At 41.3% G+C, this 24076-nt stretch carries 25 protein-coding genes and 1 tRNA gene; 16 read left to right on the forward strand and 10 right to left on the reverse strand.

What is annotated here, in order from left to right; translation table 11 throughout:
* Window positions 1-152 precede the first annotated feature (152 nt).
* Genes SWH54_08925 through selD form a run of 11 tightly spaced genes read left to right on the forward strand, consistent with a single transcriptional unit; the run spans window position 153 to window position 7562 of the window.
* On the forward strand, window positions 153-371 hold the full coding sequence (locus SWH54_08925; protein MDY6791376.1) for a sulfurtransferase TusA family protein: 219 nt from the start codon (window positions 153-155) through the stop codon (window positions 369-371).
* Between the two features lie 9 nt (window positions 372-380).
* Entirely contained in the window at window positions 381-926 is a 546-nt protein-coding gene (locus SWH54_08930; GenBank protein MDY6791377.1) for a putative Se/S carrier-like protein, read from the forward strand.
* A complete protein-coding gene (locus SWH54_08935) occupies window positions 914-1828 on the forward strand; it encodes an NAD(P)H-hydrate dehydratase (protein MDY6791378.1) in 915 nt (304 codons plus the stop codon). Before SWH54_08930 ends, SWH54_08935 begins: the two co-directional genes overlap by 13 nt.
* Window positions 1810-2040, forward strand: a complete 231-nt coding sequence (locus tag SWH54_08940; GenBank protein ID MDY6791379.1) for a hypothetical protein — start codon at window positions 1810-1812, stop codon at window positions 2038-2040. The genes SWH54_08935 and SWH54_08940 overlap by 19 nt, the downstream gene beginning before the upstream one ends.
* Before the next feature lie 29 nt (window positions 2041-2069).
* A complete protein-coding gene (locus tag SWH54_08945) occupies window positions 2070-2534 on the forward strand; it encodes an aminoacyl-tRNA deacylase (GenBank protein ID MDY6791380.1) in 465 nt (154 codons plus the stop codon).
* 28 nt (window positions 2535-2562) lie between these two features.
* Window positions 2563-3159, forward strand: a complete 597-nt coding sequence (yedF, locus tag SWH54_08950; protein ID MDY6791381.1) for a sulfurtransferase-like selenium metabolism protein YedF — start codon at window positions 2563-2565, stop codon at window positions 3157-3159.
* 19 nt (window positions 3160-3178) lie between these two features.
* Entirely contained in the window at window positions 3179-4009 is an 831-nt protein-coding gene (locus tag SWH54_08955) for a phosphate ABC transporter substrate-binding protein (protein MDY6791382.1), read from the forward strand.
* On the forward strand, window positions 4006-4869 hold the full coding sequence (gene pstC, locus SWH54_08960; protein ID MDY6791383.1) for a phosphate ABC transporter permease subunit PstC: 864 nt from the start codon (window positions 4006-4008) through the stop codon (window positions 4867-4869). The genes SWH54_08955 and pstC overlap by 4 nt, the downstream gene beginning before the upstream one ends.
* On the forward strand, window positions 4866-5747 hold the full coding sequence (locus SWH54_08965; protein ID MDY6791384.1) for an ABC transporter permease subunit: 882 nt from the start codon (window positions 4866-4868) through the stop codon (window positions 5745-5747). Before pstC ends, SWH54_08965 begins: the two co-directional genes overlap by 4 nt.
* 13 nt (window positions 5748-5760) lie before the next feature.
* The gene (locus SWH54_08970; protein ID MDY6791385.1) at window positions 5761-6492 is read left to right on the forward strand and encodes an ATP-binding cassette domain-containing protein; all 732 of its coding nucleotides are present in this window, start codon (window positions 5761-5763) and stop codon (window positions 6490-6492) included.
* 20 nt (window positions 6493-6512) lie between these two features.
* Window positions 6513-7562, forward strand: coding sequence for a selenide, water dikinase SelD (selD, locus tag SWH54_08975; GenBank protein ID MDY6791386.1), 1050 nt, complete (start codon window positions 6513-6515; stop codon window positions 7560-7562).
* A 129-nt stretch (window positions 7563-7691) separates the two neighbouring features.
* Here the strand turns inward: selD and SWH54_08980 are convergent, their stop codons facing one another.
* The 10 genes from SWH54_08980 to SWH54_09025 all read right to left on the reverse strand — a co-directional run bounded on the left by SWH54_08980 (window position 7692) and on the right by SWH54_09025 (window position 17064).
* Window positions 7692-8549: a tetratricopeptide repeat protein gene (locus tag SWH54_08980; GenBank protein ID MDY6791387.1), complete on the reverse strand. Its 858-nt coding sequence runs from the start codon at window positions 8547-8549 to the stop codon at window positions 7692-7694.
* 174 nt (window positions 8550-8723) lie between these two features.
* Window positions 8724-9221, reverse strand: a complete 498-nt coding sequence (locus SWH54_08985) for a DUF2752 domain-containing protein (GenBank protein MDY6791388.1) — start codon at window positions 9219-9221, stop codon at window positions 8724-8726.
* Between the two features lie 81 nt (window positions 9222-9302).
* On the reverse strand, window positions 9303-9848 hold the full coding sequence (locus SWH54_08990) for a PilZ domain-containing protein (GenBank protein ID MDY6791389.1): 546 nt from the start codon (window positions 9846-9848) through the stop codon (window positions 9303-9305).
* A 256-nt stretch (window positions 9849-10104) separates the two neighbouring features.
* The gene (locus SWH54_08995) at window positions 10105-11226 is read right to left on the reverse strand and encodes a hypothetical protein (GenBank protein ID MDY6791390.1); all 1122 of its coding nucleotides are present in this window, start codon (window positions 11224-11226) and stop codon (window positions 10105-10107) included.
* Between the two features lie 199 nt (window positions 11227-11425).
* Window positions 11426-11500: transfer RNA gene (locus tag SWH54_09000), tRNA-Val, on the reverse strand.
* Window positions 11501-11504: 4 nt separating this feature from the next.
* The gene (locus SWH54_09005) at window positions 11505-11783 is read right to left on the reverse strand and encodes an HU family DNA-binding protein (GenBank protein MDY6791391.1); all 279 of its coding nucleotides are present in this window, start codon (window positions 11781-11783) and stop codon (window positions 11505-11507) included.
* A 186-nt stretch (window positions 11784-11969) separates the two neighbouring features.
* Window positions 11970-12566, reverse strand: coding sequence for an SMC-Scp complex subunit ScpB (scpB, locus tag SWH54_09010; protein MDY6791392.1), 597 nt, complete (start codon window positions 12564-12566; stop codon window positions 11970-11972).
* On the reverse strand, window positions 12567-13277 hold the full coding sequence (locus SWH54_09015) for a segregation/condensation protein A (GenBank protein ID MDY6791393.1): 711 nt from the start codon (window positions 13275-13277) through the stop codon (window positions 12567-12569).
* 84 nt (window positions 13278-13361) lie between these two features.
* On the reverse strand, window positions 13362-14348 hold the full coding sequence (gene trpS, locus SWH54_09020; protein ID MDY6791394.1) for a tryptophan--tRNA ligase: 987 nt from the start codon (window positions 14346-14348) through the stop codon (window positions 13362-13364).
* 49 nt (window positions 14349-14397) lie between these two features.
* Window positions 14398-17064 carry a CBS domain-containing protein gene (locus SWH54_09025; protein ID MDY6791395.1) on the reverse strand — a complete coding sequence of 889 codons (2667 nt, stop codon included), beginning with the start codon at window positions 17062-17064 and terminating at the stop codon, window positions 14398-14400.
* A 592-nt stretch (window positions 17065-17656) separates the two neighbouring features.
* Here SWH54_09025 and SWH54_09030 point away from each other — a divergent pair.
* The 5 genes from SWH54_09030 to SWH54_09050 all read left to right on the forward strand — a co-directional run bounded on the left by SWH54_09030 (window position 17657) and on the right by SWH54_09050 (window position 24068).
* Window positions 17657-18862 (forward strand): type II secretion system F family protein, encoded by a 1206-nt coding sequence (locus tag SWH54_09030; protein ID MDY6791396.1) that lies wholly within the window; start codon window positions 17657-17659, stop codon window positions 18860-18862.
* A 160-nt stretch (window positions 18863-19022) separates the two neighbouring features.
* On the forward strand, window positions 19023-20309 hold the full coding sequence (locus tag SWH54_09035; protein MDY6791397.1) for an ATP-binding protein: 1287 nt from the start codon (window positions 19023-19025) through the stop codon (window positions 20307-20309).
* Window positions 20310-20600: 291 nt separating this feature from the next.
* The gene (lysS, locus tag SWH54_09040; GenBank protein MDY6791398.1) at window positions 20601-22088 is read left to right on the forward strand and encodes a lysine--tRNA ligase; all 1488 of its coding nucleotides are present in this window, start codon (window positions 20601-20603) and stop codon (window positions 22086-22088) included.
* A gap of 13 nt (window positions 22089-22101) precedes the next feature.
* The gene (locus SWH54_09045; GenBank protein ID MDY6791399.1) at window positions 22102-23337 is read left to right on the forward strand and encodes a lipoprotein-releasing ABC transporter permease subunit; all 1236 of its coding nucleotides are present in this window, start codon (window positions 22102-22104) and stop codon (window positions 23335-23337) included.
* A gap of 41 nt (window positions 23338-23378) precedes the next feature.
* Window positions 23379-24068, forward strand: a complete 690-nt coding sequence (locus tag SWH54_09050; GenBank protein ID MDY6791400.1) for an ABC transporter ATP-binding protein — start codon at window positions 23379-23381, stop codon at window positions 24066-24068.
* Window positions 24069-24076 lie beyond the last annotated feature (8 nt).

A 24076-nucleotide genomic window follows, 5' to 3' on the forward strand; every position in this document is an offset into this window, starting at 1 on the left:
AACCGTTCAAATATTTTCGGTTCACAGGTTTAACCGCCTTTGGCTGCGCCATAGGCGACCATGGTTCAGGGTTAATCGAAAACCCTCCTGCCATCCGGCGCGGCGGGTAGATTTAAACCTGTGGACGTATACAAAATAAAGGAGGGATAAAAATGGATACAACTGTTGATGCAGGAGGACTTTCATGTCCGCAACCGGTCTTGATGACGTTAAATAAGATCAAAGAGATACAAAAAGGAGAAATTCTAGTGAAGGTAGATACAGATACTTCAAAGGAGAATGTGAGCCGCGCTGCCGAAAGCCAGGGCTGGGAAGTGGCTGATATTCAAAAGGATGGGGAAGGTTACCGGGTGACTATCAAAAAGGAGTAGGATGTGACTATTTTAAATTTTTTAAAACTGAAGCGGTCCAAAACTGCGGATAATCAAAACATAGATCGCGGAATCATGGTATTCGAGAATACCAGTGAAGTAATTCAGGCAGAGAATATTCTCAAGGCTGAGGGATGGAAGATAAAGGTGATGGGTCCTCCTCCGGAGATTCGAAGCGGCTGCGACCTGGTAATCGAGTTTCCCCTTATTGAAGAGCTGAATATTCTACGGAGTCTTGAGGAGGCGGAAGCATTGCCTCTGGAAATAGTGCCTGTCAGTAGTCCTTTGCTGCAGCCTGTGGATTTATTTCAGAATAAGGACTTTGGAAAATATTTGATGATCCGTGCGGCTAATATGAAATTGACCATTGATAAGGAGACACAAGATATCGTAAATATTTCCGGTGGAGGTTGCCCGGACGTTCCATATCTGGCTCAGGAGATGGTGGGTAAAACAATGGCTGACGCTCCGGACCCACGGGAAATCGGTCATACCCTTTGTGGATATGCGCTACAACTGGCTTATGAGGAGATGACACGCCGATGTTCGCCATAGCGGGTACTGTTCCCATTCAAGACTTTCCCCTGGTGGCAGGAGAAGTCTTTCTGGAAGATGATAGTATCTGTATCGGGGAAAGACGGATTCCGGTTAACAGGGGGACTCCTGCCCTGCTATCCGCAGCAGTAAAGGCGTGCGAAGTGCTGGACCAACCTGCTCCCTTTGGGTATCTTGTGGGAGACATTGGACTGGGAGAGGGAAGCCGAAGCCTGTATGAATACCTGACTAAAGATCTTCGACAATCCGGTTCTCGATCAAAGCCAGGGACGGGTCTTAAGGCAATTACTTTTCATTATCTCCAGCCGGATGTGGATTGGCATAATCGAATTTTGTTTGCTATAAAAGAAATGATAAGGCGGCCGATCTTGATTGCAGATGCAGGGTTTATGTACGCTGCAAAAATGAGCGGGAAGGCAAGTAAATACGATCTTTTTACACCTGATATTGGCGAGCTGGCTTTTCTGGCAGATGAAGAGGCTCCGCATCCATTTTACACAAGGGGTTTTATTTTACATGAAGAAGACCGGATATCTGAATTGATTGATCGGGTATATCAACATAATAATGCCGCATGTTGTCTCCTGGTAAAGGGGAAGCAGGATTATGTGGCCGATCTGCAGGGGATACAGGCGACAATTGACAGCCCTGTTGAAGAGGCCATGGAAGCAATGGGAGGCACGGGAGATACTTTGACCGGTATTGTAACGGCTCTGGTCGGATCAGGCATGGAGGTTACCAGGGCAGCAATTATTGCTGCAAGAGTGAATCGATTGGCAGGGTATTATGCAAAACCAACACCCGCCACACAGGTGATGGAGATTATTCAGCACATACCGAAAGCTCTTGCTAAGGTTCTTAGCGAGAATGAGAAAGGAGAAGTGTGGATAAAACAGTCTTAAAAGAAGGGCGATGTATTCGATATGAAATGACCGTGTTGGATGTTGTGTCGAGATACAGAAAAACAGAGGCGGTGTTTAAACAGTACGATAAGCAGGCAGGTGAATGTATTTGCTGCCAGGCGCTTTTTGAACCTTTAAGTAAAGTTGCGGCAAGATATGGTTTGAATCTGGAAAAATTTCTTGAAGATCTGGAGGATGCAGCAGGGGAATAAGGGCGGAATAGAAATTAAGGGATGCTAAAATGTCAACACGTGCCATAAAACACCTTAATAAAAAAGGCAAAAAATTTAAAGTCGTAGAATACGAGCACGATGCGAAAGGAGCTGAATTTGCAGCCAGGGCAATAGGATTCCCACTGGAAAGAACCATCAAGACCCTGGTGGTTGATCTGGGAAATAAAAAATACAGTTTTGCACTTATGCCGGGTGATAAGCAACTCGCCTTAAAAAAGCTTGCAAAAGTATGCGATGTCAAAAGGGCTGCCATGGTGGACACGGCAACTGCGGAAAGGTTAACCGGCTATTTAGTGGGTGGTATCAGCCCATTCGGTGCGAAACAGAACCTGCGGGCTGTAATTGAAGAAAGTTTGCTGAAATTCGACAATGTGGCTATAAACGCGGGTAAAAGGGGAGTCATGTTAATAATGAAGCCGGGGGATATCGTTAAGGCGCTTGACTGCGATGTTGCCTGGATTGTCCAAGAGTAAAAGTATATGATACAAAAGAGGAGAAATAATGAAAGAAATAGATGCCAGGGGGCTTGCATGTCCGGCTCCTGTATTGCAGACAAAGAATGCAATAGAAGGGGAAAAATTAAACAGTATTGAAACCATTGTTGATAACGAAGCGGCCAGGCAGAACGTAAGTCGTTTTCTTAAATCCCAGGGTTTTCAAGTCTCATTGCAGGAGAGGGAAGGTAATTTTCATATCACCGGCAGGCGTGAAGACGGATTTGAGCCTGAAGGCGCAGTGGTTGAAAAACAGGATGCTGAAAAGAAGAAAATCATGGTTATGGTTTGCAATAATTGCATGGGACATGGCGATGATGAGCTGGGATCAAAGCTTATGGTGAGCTTTTTAAAAACTATAAAGGAAATGGGTGATGAACTGTGGCGTCTGGTTTTTGTGAACAACGGTGTTAAACTTGCCATTGAAGATTCCGAGGTGCTGCCGATTTTAAAAGAGTATGAAAAAGATGGGCTTTACATCCTGGTCTGTGGAACCTGTCTGACCCATTTCAACTTGCTTGACAAAAAACAGGTGGGAGAGACAACCAATATGCTGGATATTGTTACGGCTATGCAACTGGCCGACAAGGTAATCAATATATAGGATAAAAGGAGGAATAATCATGAAATTTGCAATCTATTTGGCAGGAATCTTTGTTTTTATGATGGCAGGAAACTCATTTGCAGTTGCAGGAGATTTGGGCAGATTTGAGGGCGTGAAAGGAACTCTCAGGATTGCAGGAGGAACAGCCCATATACCGGTTATGAAAGAGGCTGCAAAAAGGATAATGGCCGTAAATTCCGGTATCAAGATTACAATTGCCGGAGGCGGTTCAGGTGTAGGAATCAAGCAGGTGGGTGAAGGACTTATTGACATAGGAAATTCCGGAAGAAAGGCGACGGATGATGAAATAAAAAGGTATGGTCTGAAGATGCATAAATTTGCAATAGACGGAATTGCCGTTGTTGTTAACCCGAGAAATCCTGTAGCAAAGATGAAAAAGAGCGAGTTGATAGATATTTTTTCAGGAAAAACCAGCAACTGGAAAACGTTTGGATTTAAAGACAGGGGGATTAATGTATATACTCGGGATGCTTCCAGCGGTACTAGAAAGGTGTTCTGGAAAAAAGCATTAAATAAAGGGGAAATAATAAAATCCGCTAATTTCGTAAAATCCCACGGCGCCATGAAATCGGCAATAAACGTTGATCCATACGCAATAGGCTATATCTCAATAGGCTATATAGACGATAGTGTGGCGTCTGTATCCTTAGATAGCGTTTCACCAACACTTGAGAGTGTGCTAAAGGGTGATTACAAGATAGCAAGGGGCCTATATATGAATACAAAAGGAGAACCTTCAGGGTTGACCAGGTTGTTTATAGATTACATAATGAGCAAAGAAGGACAGAAAGTCGCAGAAGATAAAGGATATATTGCCGTCAGGAAATGAAACCCTCTATTGAAAAATTAGCTGAAAAGGGTTTTCTTTTCAGTGCCATACTCAGTGCTTCTATTACTATACTTATCCTTTCTTTCATGGTATTTTTCAGTTTTCCGCTGTTTAAAGGAGGTGATATAGCCCAATTTTTCACTCTGGAATGGAACCCATATGAAGGAGGGTTCGGCATAGTTCCCATGATGGCCGGAACAGGAATTATTGCCTCCCTGGCTCTTTTGATCGCAACACCATTCGGGATAGGGTGCAGTGCCCTTATAAGCGTCTTTTCCACGGGGTATTTCAGCAGGTTCTTAAGAAAAGTCGTTGAGTTTATGACCGGAATTCCCACCGTTATCTATGGATTTGTGGCTATTTTTCTTCTGGTGCCGTTTATCAGGGAGATTTTCGAAAAGGGAACAGGGATGTGCGTATTGAGTGCATCAATTATGCTGGCCCTTTTGATTCTTCCTACCATTGTTTTATTTATATCCGATGCTTTTAATTCAGTGCCTAAAAATTATCTTGATGCAGCGGATTCCCTTGGCGCCACGCCTGTGCAGAAACTTGTTTACGTAATCATCCCTTCAGCCTGGAAAGGGATAATCTCAGCATTGGTTTTGGCTGCTGGAAGGGCTGTGGGAGATACCCTGATTTCTCTTATGATTGCCGGCAATGCACTGCAAATCCCCAAGGGACTTTCCGATGCAGCAAGGACTTTGACCGCACATATTGCCCTTATTATCGCAAGCGACTATGAGAGCCCGGAGTTCAAATCGATTTTCGTCTGCGGCCTGATACTCTTTATCTTTACAACCCTGATTATCCTTGTCCTGAGACTGCTGGGGTATTTTAAAATATTGAGGGATAGATGAATCGTTTTGTGGAATATCAAATCAAGCTTTATTGCTGGATATCCGGGATTGTCCTTATCTGTGCCATAGGGGTACTCATGGCTTTTTTATTCCACAAGGGTATTTCATCTTTGAATTTATCCCTTATATTCGGGGAAACAAGGCCTCTTGACGCGTTTTTATTAAAAGCCGAGGTAGTTGACGGTCTCTTTCCTGCGATAGTCGGCACCCTGTTTTTGATTCTCACCTCCATTATATGGGCAATCCCCACAGGTGTTGCTGCCGGCATTTATCTTGCTGAATACTGCGACAAAAAATGGAAACCCGGTTTTAATCTTATGCTCGATGTCCTTGCCGGGATTCCTTCCATACTGGTAGGCCTTTTCGGATTTGCCGTTGCTGTTTTCCTTCACAAGCATCTATCCGATCATATTTACCCCTGTTTTCTTATTTCAAGCCTGGCTCTGGCCTGCCTTGTTCTTCCTTATATTATCCGGACAACAGAGCAATCCCTGGTTAATTTACCCTTTTTTATCAAGACTACGGGACTTGCGCTGGGCGCTTCCAGGCTGCAAAACATCTTATTCATATTGATTCCTTATAATCTTTCACGTATTATCAGCGGCATTATCCTGGCCATAGGAAGATGTGCAGAGGATACAGCAGTCATCATGCTGACGGGAGTAGTGGCCATGGCCGGGATTCCTAATTCGTTGCTTTCCCAGTATGAGGCACTTCCTTTCTATATCTTCTACATTTCTTCGGACTATAATTCCCAGGAGGAGTTGATGAAAGGGTTTGGGGCTTGTATAATTTTGCTTTCCATCTGTGTTTTCCTGTTTGTCCTTTCACATATACTAAGAAGGAGGGCGGTAATGAGATTTGCCACCCATATATAGATAATTTACATCCATGAAAAATATAAAAATCAGGATAAACGACCTTAATTTCTTTTATAAGAAAAAACCGGTTTTAAAAGGGCTTAAGGGAGAAGTTGAGGAAAAGGCGATTACTACTATCATCGGTCCTTCCGGTGTGGGAAAGACAACATTACTGATGGTAATAAACCGACTTTATGAATCGATCCCGGATTGCAGGGTTGAGGGAAGAGTGGAGATAAAATTAAACGACAGGTATATCGACGTTCACAGATTGCCTGTTACTACCCTCAGGAAAAAGGTTGGTATGGTTTTTCAGGTCCCTAACCCTCTGCCAATGAGTATCTTTAAAAATATTGCTTTCCCGCTGAAATTATCTGGTGTCAAGGATAGAGAATATATAAAGAAGAAGGTCGACCAGGCACTGAAAGATGCGTTTTTATGGGATGAAGTAAAGGACAGGTTAAACGATTCGGCGCTTGAGCTTTCAGGCGGGCAGCAGCAAAGACTATGTATTGCAAGGGCCATGATTATACAACCCGAGGTTCTTTTGCTTGATGAGCCCACATCATCTCTGGATATGGAGGCTGCTTTAAAGATTACCGAATTGTTGAAAAGTTTTAAGGAAAAATGTACCCTGATAGTCGTTTCCCATTATACCTCTCTTACAAGAAGAATTTCGGATAATGTTTTGACCTTAAAAGATGGATATTTGGAGGAAGCAGTCAATTCGAAGATAACAGAGGGGCTGATTGCAGCAAATTAGGCTGAAAAAAGGAAAAAATCATGACAGATAAAAAAGTACTCCGCCTCACGGAAACAGTTTCAGGTTCCGGTTGAGCCTCAAAACTGCCTCCAGGGGACCTGGACAGGGCGCTTTGCGGAATAGAATTTCCAACTGATTCGAATCTGATTGTGGGGATGGATAAAGCAGATGATGCGGGTGTTTATAAGGTTACGGATGATATTGCCATCATTCAGACTGTGGATTTCTTTACACCGATTGTAGATGATCCATACTGGTTCGGACAAATTGCGGCGGCAAACGCCTTAAGTGATGTCTATGCCATGGGTGGTGTGCCTAAAACAGCCATGAACCTTGTAGCCTTTCCGCTTAAAGATATGGATATGTCTATTCTCCGCCGGATTATCCAGGGAGGGCTGGATAAGATGAAAGAAGCGGGTGTGGTTCTGGTGGGCGGACACAGTGTGGAAGATAAAGAACTGAAATATGGACTGTCTGTCACCGGATTTATTCACCCGGATCGTGTTCTTACAAAAAAAGATCTTAAAGTTGAAGATCGCCTGATTTTGACCAAACCGCTGGGAACTGGCATTATCAACACAGCTATCAAGGGAGGCCTTGCTTCTGATGAAATTGTTGAGTATGTGACCGGCCTGATGGCAACCCTTAACAGAGATGCAGCAGCGGCAATGAATGACTATCCTGTCCATGCGTGTACGGATATTACAGGTTTCGGTTTGCTTGGTCATTTGGCAGAGATGGTGGCCGAATCCAATTTTGGGATGAAAATCCAATCAGAAAAAATACCGATTATTTCCCAGTCTTTGGAATATGCAGGTATGGGTTTGGTGCCGGCGGGAGCATACAAAAATCGCGAATTTCGAGGGCCAATGGTTGATTTTGCCCCTACAGTGGATCGCCTGACTCAAGACATCCTTTTTGATCCCCAGACTTCAGGGGGACTTTTAATTTGCGTGGAGAAAGAAAGTGCCGATGATCTGGTAAACAGTTTGAAGAAAAAGGGAATAAATGATGCAACCGTTATAGGAGAAGTGTTGACTGAGCCAGAAGACCGGATCGTTGTAAGCTAGGGCTTGCTCAGAAACAACTCAGCAATTTATAATGGACTGACACATCCCACCCGAGTGAATTGCTCGTCGGTTAATTCGGCCAACTGTTCGCCCTCATTGCACCTAGTTATCACAGGAGGTGCTTAATTGCTACTTGCAGAACCCTTTTCCCTTTGCCCAGTTTAACCCATCGCAATCTCCCAATTGGCAGGCTTTTTTAAAATCTTTGCATGCGCGTGTTTTGCTTTTTAATTGATAAAAAACAAGCCCTCGATTAATATAGGCATTGGTGTAATTCGGGTTGAGACGGATGCACTGGTTGTAATCCTTTAGCGCTTGCTGATATTTTTTTTGTTCATAATAGATATTCCCGCGATTATTATACGCCTTGACATGGGCCGGATTCAGGCTGATGGCTTTGTTGTAGTCGGCCAGTGCCTTTGGATACTGTTTTAAGTCACGGTAGGCATTGCCACGGTTGCTGTAAACATTGGCAAATTTAGGATCTTTGGCAACGGCCTGGTTTAAGAATATGAGTGCCTGCCTGGGATTTGTGTATTTACCATTTTTCCATAAAGCGATTGCCTGTTTATGTGGGTCAATATTTGTTGGAACAGTTTTTACACCGGGACCTTTTGCTCGTGGTCTCACACGTTTTGGTTTTTTCCAGGGTTTAATTGTTTTACCTTTTTGATAGGATCTGACATCAAAACCCTTCCCCTGAACCGTTGCAACCATCTTCATAATTTCTGCTGTTCCAATCAGGGGTGTCCCAACCATGAAAATAACAAGAATGATACTCCACAGCATCATCATTTTGGTCATTTGAAGTTCCTTGTGTTTTAGCCATCCCCAGATGAATGTATACAGACCGCAGATAAATCCCAGGATACCCTTTAAAGCACCTTCTGTTTTAAACAGCTTTATCAGAACAATGAAGAATATAACAATTGAAATAATTTGAAGAATTGCAAACACCGCCGCGTATATCATAAAGTTAGTTGTCATGGTTATCCCCTTAAAAATTGAAAATAACGTAAGATTCTTAATCTATATTGAACCTGAATGGTACATATACGAAAAAAATACCACAGCATAAGCACTGGAGAAAATATAAATTTCGCGTTTTCTTTGTCTTGCATTTTGGTGAGAAGTATCATTTTTTCATTAAAAACAACAAATTTACCAACATGCTGCTAACAGACGGAAAATCCAGTAAATAACAATTCCCCATAAAACATATGCGGAAAATGCTGTATGTTTTTCAATGGCAGCTATTTGAAGCACAGTTTTACGATGAAGATTTTCCGGTAATATGCTCACGATGAAAAGTATGACAAATGCGAACAGGAAAACCGGTGCAAAGGCATGGGTGTGAATGGCACTTTGCCAATCACCCTTAATTATTAAAGTTATTGCGGTGGATAACCCGCAGCCTGGGCACGGAATTCCAAGTGTTGACCGAATCGGGCATTGCCATCCGGGCAATCCGATTAAAATCGATACGATCTGAAGTGCTGCCACACACAATAGAACTAAGGCAATCCTGCGGTTTTTAAGCAGGGAAGCAAAAAAAAGCTTACGATCCCGCCATGGCGGGGTTAATATCTCTGTCTGATTGCGGACAAACCCAGGAGAGTTTGAACCTGGAATAAATTGAATATGTTGAAACAGATTCATTTTTATAACATTCGGAAGGTGGAAGGTCAAGGTAAACATTTTGCATAACAGAGAAAAAAATAAATATATTCATTATCTTTGCTAATTTTCAACAAAAGCTTTTATTATCTTTTCATTATGCTTGGTTAATTTGATAAATTTGACCCCCATTCCATTTTGACCAACCCAGGTAACTATACAGGTGATGCTGAGAGGCTTTGGATGGTTGGGTAGCGAAAAGACCACCTTAATTTTTTCTCCCACCGGAAGTAATTCACCGGTTTCTATAAAGACTCCAACAGTGCTTATGTCAAGAATATGGGCATTGAAAGACCTGTCTTGAACAGAAAGGTCAACACTGACCAGGCATGCTTTGCGGGTATGGCCACGCATTAAGACCTCATTTCCATCTAAGCTAACGGTCCTCACCGGCATATCATCTGCCGGTAATTTTTCCAGCTCTTCCAGCAAAAGATGTTGCTGGTAATCCGACATATCTATAATTAGCTTAAACAAATGATTAGTAATGTTATTTTTAAGCAATTGTTTTAGCAGGATAAGTTGCTGTTCTTCGGAAAGCCCGTTAACTATGTTGAATAAACGCGAGATCAGACTGTTTTTACCCAATTCCTCTTTTGAGGCAATCATTTAGCAACCTCTTTTGATACCCGGATGAATTCTACCCTAAAAGAATATATTTATGGCAAACAGCATTTATAAAAGCCGGAGAACTCATTTAAAAAAACTATTTTCATGTTTTGGTGGAGTGGCTTGCAGGCTGTTTAACATTCTTGCATCAGTGAAATATAAGTTGTTAAAAACCGTTTCATTTTATTTAACCAGAGAAAAAGCAGGCGATATCCTATGTTCTGCGTTTTCAGTGGATCTGGTAAGCTGTGTTTTTTTACTTAAGCAGGACAACCACCCTGCTTCCAGATGTGTCAATGACCGACAGTCTTTTTCCCTGAAAAGATTTGCCGTCAACAGTTTCGCAAAAAGAATCCGCATTTCCTTTATAGAAAATAGTAAGTTTAAGCCGGCTATTTCCAAAGCTGCGCTTTGTTACGGAAACGACACCGGAAAGATTCCCCAAAGTTTGCCTAAGTGCCTTTTGTGTTTTGAAATTCGGAACCTGCTTTATGGTTACATCAAGTGGTATACCATTATTGACCATATCCTGAAATGAGGTGACAATGGCTTCGAAAAGCTGCTGGTCCATCAGTTTTTTTCCGGCCTTTTCTGCCGCAAGGTTACGGGCCGTTTTTTCTGAAATATGGGCCGCTGCACTGCGTGTTGATTTTGATGCAATGATTTTACCGTTTGAGCAGTCCACCACTTTAGCTGTGATGCCGGCCTGACCGGATATCAAACCTGATTCCTTCAAGAGTGCATTTTCCCCGGTGCTTTTTGTCACCTTTCCCACAAGTATATACTCCGCCCCGTTTGATGTGCCGATTTTGGCTGCTGCTGAAGGGTCACCATCGGCAGCACGCGTGATCAATTGATCATTTTTATTCATGAGTGCAGCTACAACCGCTGGGTCAACCAGTTCAATCCCCTTTTCAGTCAAATAGTCAATGATCGCACTTTCAGCATTTCGCGCATTTTTTTCTCTTATTACGACCATCATACGAGGCTTGTCCATCGATTCCAGCAATATTTTCAATGCGGCAAGATCCGCCTTTATACCAGCCAAGGAGACCACGGCCTGTATCTTCACATAAAATGTATGGTCTGGTTTCTTCTCCTGTTGTAGGATATCATATTTTTTTACTGAGCCAACTGTTTTAGTAAGAATCACATCTTTTTGGAGCTCAAAATTTTTTATTTCAGTCTGGGAATAAAGAATTGTGCCGATACCGATTTCAACAGCTTCACGTTTTGCTTTAAGAAGAGCGTCTTTTTTAGATATCCCAAAACCATCCGATTCAACGATAATATCCCCATCGGGTGATTCTGCACAAAGAGGCATAGAAACCAGGCCGATAAGAAGCATCGGTATCAATACAGCAACTTTAAAGTTCATTACTTCCTCCCTGTCGATTTGGGTTTGCTCAAAAATGAATTTACAATTCAATGTATCAAGGTGCCTGCATAACAAAACCAGGGTGATTCGTCTGGGGTGAGTCAAGCGACGAGTAACCCATCCATTGGGCATGGATCGACTGGTTAGAATGTAAAGTAATTTTTAAGCGAGTCCTTGTTCATGGATTTGAGAATTTGTTTGGTGGGCGGTACTGGGTTTGAACCAGTGACTTCCACCGTGTGAAGGTGGCACTCTCCCACTGAGTTAACCGCCCGTTATTATATATGGTCTACCCGAAGCTTTAATTCTTTGCCGACTTTGAAAAATGGAAGTTTTTTTGAAGGAACATTGATTTTAACACCGGTTTTCGGGTTTCGGCCAACATATGGTTTATATCCATTAATTGTAAAACTGCCGAAACCTCTGATTTCAACTCGTTCATTGTTAGAAAGGGTCTGAGTTATAGCGCCAAAGAACTCATTGACAATTTTTTCAGATTCATTTTTAGTAAGTGTGGTTTCATTCTTTATTGCATTAATTAAATCAGATCTGTTCATAAAGGCTCCTTAATTACAGGCTTGTTTAAAATTAACTTTGAGAGACCTTAAGGACTCGTTCAGGTCAGTGTTTTCAGGTGTCGCACCCAATGCAATGCTGCCAGATCAAGTAAAAAATTTTATGATTTTTTCCTTTGCCGGTCATTTATACGATGGCTTTCATTATACCTATATGGTTTTAAACTTTCAAGTATTATTTCCTTTGTCTGGGTCCGATCTTTTTTCATCATTGAAAAAATCTTCATCAGTTTTATCTGTTGGGGAATTTCCCAGCTCTTCGATTTCTTTGGGTGTGGGAAGGTCTTTTAAATCTTTTAAGTCAAATATTTCCAGAAAACGCTTGGTGGTTGCATAGATCAAGGGGCGACCCGGTAGTTCCTTGCGTCCCAGAACCCGGATAAACTTTCTCTTTAGCAATACGCGAAGGATTCCACCGCAATCAACACCCCTTAAACTTTCTATGTCGCTACGGATTACTGGTTGTTTATAGGCAATAATTGCCAGGGTTTCAAGAGAAGCCTTACTAAGGCGAGGAGGGTTTGGTTGTATGAGACGTTTAATCCAGCTTGTATATTCTGAACGGGTGCGGATTTGGAAACCACCGGCAACTTCGTTTAAGTAAAAGCCACCTTTACGGGCCTCATACTCATCCGTAAGTTCTTTTAAAGCGTTTTTGATGTCATTTGCGCCGGCGGTATTAAGAACTCTTTTCAGGCGGTCAACCGAAAGAGGTTCCTGGGCAACAAAGAGCAGGCTTTCAATAATATATTTTAGATTTTCCATTTATATATAAAATAGTCTGATAATACCGGTTTGGGCATGCTGGGCCAGCTTAACCAGATTAAGTTTAACCATTTCAAGTATTGCCAGAAAGGTTATAATTACATCACTTTTGTTGGCTTTTGAAGGGAATAATTCATTAAAAGTGACTGAATTTTGTTTTTCAAAAATGTCAACAATTTCGGAAATTCTGTCCTTGACAGAGATGTTGTCAGCAGTCAGATCTACCAAGTGATCGGAAGATATGTTTTTCAGAATTTTTTGAAAAGCATCAATAAGCTCAAACAGGCCGATTTTTATAAGATCCTCGCCTTGGCCGATCAAATAATCCGCATCATCATGCCCTTTGGTAAAAGTGTCTTTCCCGAGCAGTGCTCTTCCTGCAAGGTCATCGGCAGCGGATTTTAGCTGCAAGTATTCCATAATAGGCCTGGTGATTTCTTCCCGGGGATCTTCCTGGTCATCATCTTCAGCAGTGGGGAGTAGCATTTTTGATTTTATTTGTGTCAAGGTAGCGGCCATGACTAAAAAATCACCGGCAAGTTCAATGTTCATGGATTCAAGCCATTGAATATAATCAAGGTATTGCTTTGTTATTAAGGCGATGGGGATGTCATAAATGTCCACCTCATTTTTTATAATTAAATGGACCAGAAGATCCATAGGACCTTCAAAGATATCTGTAATCCGAACTCTGTAAATATCATCCGGCATTTATTGATTAGTGCTCCAAACGAATTGTCATGGGTGCATCGACACCCTAAAATGTAAATTTATGGTTAAGCAAGCCAGAAGCGCCTATATTTTCACAGCAGCTCTGACCTCGTCCATGGTTTGTCGTGCAACTTTTTGTGCTTTTTGTATTCCGTCTTTGATTATTTCATTCACCAGTTGGGGTCGGGACAAATAGTATTCTCTTTTGTTACGAACCGGTTCAAGCGCTTTGATAAGGTTTTGAGCCATAATTTTTTTGCATTGTACACAGCCGATGTCTGCAGCACGGCATTCTTTAGCTATCTGATCAATGGTTTCTTTTTCGGTATATGTTTTATGGAAATCATAAACATTGCAAATGTCCGGATTCCCTGGATCATTTTTCCTTGCGCGCTGTGGATCGGTGATCATACGGGAAACTCTATCAGCAATGACTTTTGGGTTGTCGGATAAGTATATGGCATTATCATAACTTTTACTCATTTTTCTTCGGTCTATGCCGAGTAACTTGGGTGTTTGGGTTAAAACAGCTTCAGGTTCGGGAAACACTTCGCCGTATAAGTGATTGAATCTTCTGGCAATTTCTCTTGTAATTTCAACATGAGGGACCTGGTCCATGCCAACAGGGACCCCGAAGGGTTTATACATGATGATATCAGCTGCCTGAAGAACAGGGTAACCAAGAAATCCGAAGGTAGAGAGATCTTTATTGGATAGCTGTAGAATTTGGTCTTTATAAGTCGGGTTACGTTCCAGCCAGGGAACAGGAGTTATCATGGAAAGAATTAGAAAGAGCTCTGCATGTTCCTTGATATGTGACTGGATAAAGAGGGTGCTTTTTTCCGGGGAAAGACCCACACTAAGCCAGTCTATTATCATATCGTTAATATATTTGGATATCGAACCTGTTTTTTCATAGTCGCTTGTTAATGCATGCCAGTCTGCAATAAAGAAAAAACAGTCATACTCTTTCTGCATTTTCACCCAGTTTGCAAGAGCACCATGCCAGTTACCCAGGTGAAGTGGACCGGTTGGGCGCATTCCGCTTAGAATTCGTTTTTTGTCCGTCATATAAAATTTCCTATTTTATCAAACACCATGGTCTCTTTAAAAGTCAAAACTACTTTTTACCAATATACCTGTGTACAAAAGCAAGTTCATCGCTTTTGGTCTTAAGTGTACCGTTTAATTTTGCTTCTAAAACTGCTTGCAGAATTTCACGAAAAACAGGTCCGGGCGCTATTTCCATCTTTTTTAAATCCTTGCCTGAAATTACGGGATGTACATATCTGAGACGCGTAAAGTAATTCGAAATGGATCGTTTTACAATTTCCTTTCTGGTCGCCGCCATCATATAAAGTAAAAGTTCTGTCTTAAAAACTGAAAGTTTACTATAAAGCACGCTGTTTTTAACCGGCAGGTTCCTTTCCAGCCAGAAAAGGCATCTGTCGGCCTCAAAGCGTTCGACACAAAATATTCTTCGATAGCGGGGAGCAAGTTCAAAGTGCACACATATTTCGTTGGTAATTTTCTTATCGTCGCTTCGAATAAGTGCTAAAAAATAAACGGCCCACTTCATATATGATTCCTCTAAAAAAAGCAAATCATGCCAAGATAATACTTTTTTGACTGAATTAAACAGGTAAATAAGATCATTGTCCAGGGTAATTGAAAGATGCAATACACTTAACAGGTTGTACTCATTTAGCCTTATTATTGCAGGAATCGGATTTTCTTCTTCCAGGATCTGGCGAAATTCTGCAAAGACTCTCCTTCCGCTGAGTCGTTTGAAAAAATCCATTTTAACAGCATTTTCAATCAGTCCTGAAGTGAGTTTCCCAATGGAAAAACCAAAGCGCTGTTCGAATCTTATGGCTCGAAAAACGCGGGTGGGGTCTTCGACAAAACTTAAATTATGCAAGATACGTATCGTTTTTTCCTTTATGTCCTTTTGGGCGGTAAAAAAGTCGATTAATATGCCGAATCTGTCAGGGGTAAGTTGTATTGCCAGAGTATTGACAGTAAAATCTCTGCGGAACAGATCAAGTTTTATGGAACTCATTTCAACCGTGGGCAATGCAGCAGGAAACTTGTAGTATTCCATTCTGGCGGAAGCCACATCTATTTTAAAACCATCCGGGAATATTATTACCGCAGTACCAAACTTCTTATACGAGTGAATACGCGCTCCAGCTATTGAAGCATATTTTTTAGCAAAATCAATGCCATCTCCTTCTATGACGATATCGATATCTTCATTAACTCTGTATAGAAAAAGGTCACGAACAAATCCACCAACCACATAGGCGCGGTATCCTTTTTCAGCTGCGACTTCTCCAAGGGTTTTTAATATATCCACCAGACGTTTTGAAAGCCGTTCTTTCATAAACTTTACAATATTTCTGGTTCTGGCGCGAACAGGTTCGGTGAGCGGGTCGGGAGAACTTTCCCGGGTGTATCTTGAGTCTTTGACCAGGATATTTAAAAGGTCGGTGCGTGTAATCACACCGGTGATGGCACCATTATCCATCACCGGCAGAAGGCGCTGCTTGTTTTCGATTATCTTTTCCTGAATTTCTGTGAGATCCGCATCTGAATTGACAACAGCAATATCCGTAGTCATATATTCTTTTACCTGGACGAGATCCAGTTTATGGTAAAGCGCTTTCTCAATCACTTGGCGTGATATGTAACCGAGCAATCTTTCACGGCTGTCGGGCTTCTCCGGTTTTTCAGTGACCAACAGTGCATTTATATTATAGCGTGTAAGCAGATTGCCGGCATCCCGGCAGGATATATCGCTTGTCACGGAAATGGGAGGCGATGACATTAAGTCTTGGGCCAGTCGGTTTGATTTAATTTTTTGATATAGTATTTCAATCAGTTTGTGTTCAACCTGGGTCAATGTCATTTCCTTAACCGTTGCAGCAGCAGCGAAAGTATGGCCGCCTCCGCCAAGTGGTGCAATAATTTCACCGGCATCAATCTCTGAAATTCTGCTTCGTGCAACCACATAAATTTTATTTTCCATGCGCGCAATGGCAAAGATAGCATCAACAGGTTCCATTTTTGCCATCTTATGTACAAGGAAGGCAAAATCGGGTAAATAGTTGTTCAACGATACACTGGTAACTATAATTTCGAAACTATGGATACTGTAACGCACAGCAGTCTGAATCATGTCGTTTAAAAGTCCGACCTGCTGCGTGCTAATCTCTCTGGAAATTAGATCTGAAACGATGTTCAGATTTGCACCTTTTGAGAGGAGAAAGGCAGCGGCCTTAAAATCATCTTCGGTAGTGGATGGAAATGTAAAACTTCCGGTATCTTCATATATGCCGAGGCACATGATGGTGGCTTCATCCGGAGAAATATCGATTTGCTTTTTTTTCAGAATTTCTGTCAGAATGGTGACCGTGGCACCGGTTAAACGATTTAGCTCGATTCGTCCTTTAATATCATTGGGAGTGGGTGGATGATGGTCATAAATATGTATGTCTAAATCCTGTTGTTCCAGAAGCAAAGATAACTTGCCGATGCGGTTTGCCAGCCGCGTGTCTACCAGGACCAATCTTTTGACGTTGGAAAAATTGATATCTCTAATATTCGCCATATTAAAAAGATATACCATTGACTCGACAAAGAAATTCCTTAAGTTTTTTTCCTGGGAACCCGGAAATACGACCAGAGAATCCGGATACAGCTTCTGGGCAGCAAGCATGGATGCGATTGCATCAAAGTCAGCGTTGATATGGCTGGTTATTATGGTTAATTTTTTATTTTCCACGTCAAAGCCCCGTTAAAGGTAAAAACCAGAGTAGGTTAGAAGTCTCAACATATACATAGTCCCCAAGCTTTTTCAAGCTATACATCAAATCGCTAAAATTATTTGATAAAAATATAAAAATATGGATTGAGAAAAATGCCGATAGCATCGGTATTCATTGTAATTATTTCCGTGGTTTTTTACTGAAAGTAATAACTGTATGGTATGAAATTTGTATAGAATCATGAGTGGTTAGAAAGATTTATCCGGTTTTGCAATAAACTGTTCAAAGCTATTGTTGTTTAAATAAGATTGTGATATTATATTTAATCTATGATGGGTTAATTAAAATAGACCGTTCAATCAATGCAACAATTTGTAAATAACAACGGACAGATGACTGTAACAGCTGACAATTGAGATATTTTATGCTCAATTAATATATTGATGCGTTCGCAAAGAAAAAACAGCTGTTTACAAAATGTTTTAAGTTTTAAGCCTCTGGTTAAACAGTAAACATCATTAAAGCACAAAACGTAATTCCTGATGAATTCAATTTTTTACGAGATCATCACTATATTAGTGTATTTCTAAATCCAGAAGGGGGTTGATTATGCCGGTTTTTCTTTGGTCAGGGAAAAATAAAAAAGGTGACATGCAAAAAGGTGAGATGGAAGCTTCAACGGAAGAAGCGGTACTTGCCAACCTGAAAAGAATGAAAATTGAGCCGACAAAAGTTAAAAAGAAACCCAAAGATCTTTTTGAAAATGTTGCCTTTCTTCAACCAAAAGTCAAAGATAAAGATATCATTCTTTTTGCAAGGCAATTTTCCACCATGATCGATGCAGGGCTTCCTATTATCCAGTGCCTCGACATTCTTTATTCCCAGCAGGAGAATGCCACCTTTAAAAAGATGCTCAGAAGTATAAAAGATGATGTGGAAAGCGGTGCAACCCTTGCTGAAGCGTTGAAAAAATTTCCCAACGAGTTTGACGATCTTTTCATAAATATGATTGCCGCAGGCGAAGCTGGAGGTATTCTTGATACGATTTTAAGAAGGCTTTCTACCTATATGGAAAAGGCCGCCAGGCTAAAATCCAAGGTTAAAGGGGCCATGACCTATCCCATAGTAACCCTTGTTATCGCTGGTGCTGTACTTGCAGTTATTCTGATTTTTGTTATACCTGTATTTGAGGACATGTTTGAAGATATGGGAGGACAGCTACCTGCCTTTACCCAAATGGTTGTTGAGGCGAGTAATTTTACAAAAAAAAATGTAATATATATCGTAGTGGGTTTGATACTTTTTATATTTGCTTTTAAAAAGTTTCACAGTACTGAAAAAGGCAGGGCGTTGATTGATAAAAATATTCTTAGATTACCGATATTTGGAGATTTGATTCGAAAAGTTGCCGTTTCTAAATTTACCCGCACCATGGGCACAATGCTTTCCAGCGGGGTTGCTATTTTAGAAGCGCTGGAAATTGTTGCCAAGACGGCAGGCAACAAAACCATTGAGAAAGCGGTTTACTCTGTCCGTTCCGATATTGCAGAAGGACGAACCATGGCCGATCCGCTCATCGAAAGCGGGGTGTTTCCGTCAATGGTGTGCCAGATGATTGCAGTTGGTGAATCGACCGGAGCGCTTGATGCCATGCTGGAAAAGATTGCTATATTCTACGACGAAGAAGTTGATCAGGCGGTTGAAAATCTTACTTCATTAATCGAACCGTTTATGCTGGTTTTTCTGGGTATCACAATCGGAGGACTTGTCATCGCAATGTATCTTCCGGTATTTCAAATGGCAAGTAGCCTTTAAAAGGTTTAAAATATTGTTGCTTGATGTATACATTCTGATCGAAAAATCTTTTTTTAAAAGTCGCATCGAGTCAAACCCGATTTAGGCGGTCAGTTTCCCGATTACCTTCTGTTAAATCCAATCTTTGATTCTATTTTAATATCTGATGAAAAGCTCAACCATGGCATCTGAAACTGACTTATTATATAAGCTTAAATGGCTTATGTTTGCTCGCGTTCTTTTTACCACACTTCTTTTAAGTTCAACCATTATCCTTCAACTGAATCAAAAGATTCCTCCGCTGGCCAAGTCTCTTCTGGTTCTGTATGGAATTATTATCGGGATCTTCTTACTGTCAGTTCAATATACGCTGATATTCAAAAGAGTTAAACAGGTTGTTAAGTTTACCTATGTCCAGATTTGTATAGACACTTTTATCGTGACCCTGATAATCTTCGTAACCGGAAGTTTTTCCAGCATTTTTTCTTTTCTGTACCTTGTCGTTATTATCTATACAAGCATGCTTCTTTTCAGAAAGGGAAGCATGATTATGGCTGCGCTCTGCTGCCTGCAGTATGGAATAATGATCGATCTGGAATATTACGGGGTGTTGAAACCTTTTATGGTGCAGGGGAGTATGATTTCGACGGGTTATGCCTGGAGCCATGTGATTTATAAGATAATGATTACCATGGTGGCATGTTTTGCCGTTGCTTTTCTGTCCAGTTTACTGGCAGAGCAGGCAAGAAAGACAAAAAAAGAGCTGTTGGCTCTGGAACAGCACGTAAAGCGGGTTGAGAAGATGGCAGCCATAGGCGAAATGGGAGCCGGCCTTGCCCATGAAATCAAGAATCCTCTTGCCTCTCTGGCAGGCTCCATTCAGCTTCTCAAAAATGATATTAATCGTAATCCTGATCAGGATAAGCTGATGCAGATTATTCTTCGTGAGGCAGACCGTTTAAGTACTCTGGTGAGCAATTTTCTTTTGTTTGCCAAGCCACCGGCCAGCCGGATTGAATCAATAGAGATAGACAGGGTATTGATTGACACCATCGAGCTGTTTGAAAAAGATAATACTTGCATAGGAAGAATTTCAATAAACAAGCAGATTAAGTCCGGCATCAGGATTGAAATGGATCCGGTGCATTTGCGCCAGGTCCTGTGGAATCTTTTAATAAATGCAGCAGAGGCCATTGAAGGCACGGGGTTAATCGATATCAAACTGTATGATGAAAAGAATAAATATGCATGTATTGAAATATCCGACAATGGCAGCGGAATGTCGGATAAAATAATGAAATCGATTTTCGATCCTTTTTTTACAACCAAAAAAAGAGGAACAGGTCTTGGACTTTCCATTGTTCACAGCATACTTGAGTCGTATGATAGCAGACTTGATGTTGAGAGCAGAGAAAACTCCGGAACAACCTTCACCTTAAAATTAAAGCATATCAACATTCCAACTTAATCTTGACACCTCCCGGTAAATAGGTTAGCAAGACAAGTTTATGCTATTTCTATTATTGTTCAACCCGTTGAAACAATAAGGGTTCGCTCAAAAATAAGTTCATATTTTCGTGCTTAAGATTTGAGTTTGGTTTGGTTGATCTGATTGAGCAAAGTCTGAGTAATAGCAAGCTATTTCGCACGCTTTGCGGTCGAAGATTGGCCCAAAATGGTTTGAAGCTTAAGATGAGAAAATGTGAAATTATTTTAAACGAGCCTTAAATATTTATATGTTTGCAGGTGTAAAATAATTATGGAAAAACAAGGAAATATCATCCTAAATCGGAGAAAGAAGCTTGAAGACCTGAAAGAGAAAAAAATCAATCTATTTCCCAATGAATTTAAGGTAATACATACTATAAGGGATATACAAAATGCAATAAAAGATTCGCCAAAAAATTCAATTACGGAAAACGAACCGATTTTTGTTGTGGCCGGTCGGATGATGGCCATAAACAAATTTGGAAAAACAGCTTTTATCCGTTTCAAAGACCGAACCGGGCAGCTTCAGGCATATGTCAGAAAAGATCAAATTGGCGATATGACCTATGACATTTTTAAACAGCTTGATATCGGTGATTTTATCGGCTTAAGCGGAGCGATGTTTAAAACCAAAACAGGTGAGTGGACTCTATTGGTCAAACAATTAAAACTTATTGGCAAGGCAACCCGACCACTTCCTGAGAAATTTCACGGCCTGAAAGATCCTGAAAAACGGTATCGCCAGCGTTACCTTGATTTACTAGTAAACCCGGATGTACGGGAGATATTCATAAAACGAAGCAAAATAATTCATAAGATACGCACGTTTTTTTTAAAACGCGATTTTCTTGAAGTGGAAACTCCGATGATGCAGCCCATCCCAGGAGGTGCAGAGGCTGCGCCTTTTAAAACATATCATAACGCTCTGGGGATGGATCTTTTTTTGCGTATCGCTCCTGAGCTTTATTTAAAGCGCCTGGTTGTCGGGGGGTTTGAAAGGGTTTTTGAGATTAATAGAAATTTTAGAAATGAAGGGGTGTCCACACAACACAATCCTGAATTTACCATGATTGAATTTTATCAGGCCTATGCGACATACGAAGATCTGATGGACTTAACTCAGAAAATGTTTTCCTTTGTGGCCAGAGAAGTGATAGGGTCTGACTTAATTGAATACCAGGGAAACAGTATTGATTTGGGAGGCAAATGGGAAAGATTTAATCTATTGGATTCCTTGGAGATGGTTGGCAAAATAGACCCAAACCTGCTGAATGACAGGGAAGGCCTTCTAAAGTTTGCCGCTTCCAATGGAATTAAAATCAAAAAAACCGGACGACTCGGTAAAATTATTACCAAGCTTTTTGATGTTCTGGTGGAACCAAATCTAATTCAGCCCACTTTTATCACGGGATATCCGGTGGAGGTTTCTCCACTCTCAAGGCGAAATGACAAAGATCCAGAGATAACGGATCGTTTTGAGCTTTTCATTGCAGGGCATGAAATTGCTAACGGATTTTCTGAACTCAACGATCCGGCTGATCAGAAAAAGCGTTTTCTTCAACAGGTTCAAAGCTTGAATGACGGAAATGAAGAGGCCCATCGTATGGATGATGATTACATAGAAGCTTTAGAATATGGTATGCCCCCAACAGCTGGCGAGGGAATAGGCATTGACAGGCTTGTCATGCTTCTTACTGATGCAGCTTCTATACGTGAAGTTATCCTTTTTCCGCATATGAAACCAAGAGAGGGAAAATAAAGGCGGCCGGCATATGTCCTTTGAATATTTTATCGGAAGACGTTATCTCAGGGCAAAGAGGAAACAGGCTTTCATTTCTTTGATTACCATCCTTTCTACAGCAGGCATTGCGGTAGGGGTGATGGCCCTTATTGTGGTAATAGCCGTCATGGCCGGGTTTGAATCTGATCTTAAGTCACATATTCTTGGTGGACAGGCCCATATCGTATTGATGCGCCACGGTGGTCCATTTACGGAATACCGCGAAATTCTTAAACAGGTGGAAAAGATCGACGGAGTCCAATCAGCCACACCTGTGATCTATACCCAGGTCATGCTTCGTGCATCCTCCAAGGTGTCAGGTGCGGTCCTAAGAGGAATAGATCCGGAATCAGCAGGGAGAGTGATTAAAACGCTCGAGAAGGTGTCTTTGAATCATGCAAAAATCGGTATGGGTAAAAGTGGGAATAGTAATGTGCCGGGAATTGTCTTGGGCAAAGTGCTTGCCAATAACCTGGGTGTAAGCCAGGGGGATACCATTTATTTGATATCACCCCGGGGAATGATTTCTCCCATAGGACATCTTCCTGCCATGAAGAGGTTTAAGCTGACCGGGTTTTTTGAATCCGGAATGTATGATTATGACGGGTCTTTTGCTTACATAAACATCGATCAGGCACAAAAAATTCTGCGTATGGGCAATTCCGTATCCGGTATCGAAATACGTGTGGATAATATTTACCAGGCAAGAGAGATTGCTCAAAAGATCGTTTCCAACCTGGGATTTCCTTTTTGGGCAAGGGACTGGATGCAGATGAATCAAAACCTGTTTACCGCCTTGAAGCTGGAAAAGACGGTGATGTTTATTATTTTAACATTAATCGTTCTTGTGGCTGCTTTTAATATTGCCAGTACACTTATCATGATGGTTATGGAAAAGGCGCGGGATATTGCCATATTAAAAGCCATGGGGGCCACGGATAAAAGCATCAAAAAAATATTTGTGTTTAAAGGGATGGTTATAGGTGCCATCGGTACAACCCTGGGTGTTATTTTCGGTTTTGTACTGTGTACCATTCTCAAACATTATAAGATTGCCGAACTTACCGGAGATATTTATTATTTTACGACAAAACTTCCTGTACGGCTCGAAATTTTTGATATTTTTATTATTGTAGCCGCGGCTTTAGTGATCTGCTTTTTTGCGACTCTCTATCCGGCGCGGCAGGCGTCCAGACTCGATCCTGTTGAGGCAATTCGTTATGGCTAAACTTTTAAATATTTGTTTGAAAAAAGCCAGAGGCATTTGTTTTGGATAATTTGGTATCTATCAGGGGGCTGTGCAAGAGTTTTAACAGCAGCAAGGCACGCCTGGATATCCTGAAAGGAGTTGATTTTGATTTAAACGCGGGTGAAACACTTTCTGTTGTCGGACCATCCGGGATCGGAAAATCAACTTTTCTTCACATACTCGGTACTCTTGAAAGACCGGACAAAGGAAAAATTTTGTACCGGGGGAATGATGTGTTGTTGTTTAGTACAGAAAAACTTGCAAAATTTAGAAACGAGTTTATCGGGTTTGTTTTCCAGTTTCATCACCTTCTTCCTGAATTTTCCGCACTTGAAAATACAATGATGCCGGCTCTTATTAATGGAAAATCCAAAACCACTGCCAGAGAGGCGGCAAAAGAAATACTCGTCAGGGTTGGGTTAAAAGATCGCCTGTCTCACAGGGTGGGAAAACTTTCAGGAGGCGAACAACAGCGAGTAGCCCTGGCCAGAGCACTGGTTCTTAAACCAGTTATCCTTTTGGCCGATGAACCAACAGGGAACCTTGATAAAAAAAACAGCCAGCAGGTTCATGATCTTATCTTGGAGTTAAATAAAGAATTACAGATGACACTGGTGGTGGTCACTCATAATTTAGAACTTGCGTCCTATATGTCCCGATGTGTAACAGTTGTTGATGGTTTGCTGGTTGAAACAAGTTCCTGTCTATAGAGGATTTG

The sequence above is a fragment of the Thermodesulfobacteriota bacterium genome (assembly GCA_034189135.1).
Taxonomy (GTDB): domain Bacteria; phylum Desulfobacterota; class Desulfobacteria; order Desulfobacterales; family JAUWMJ01; genus JAUWMJ01.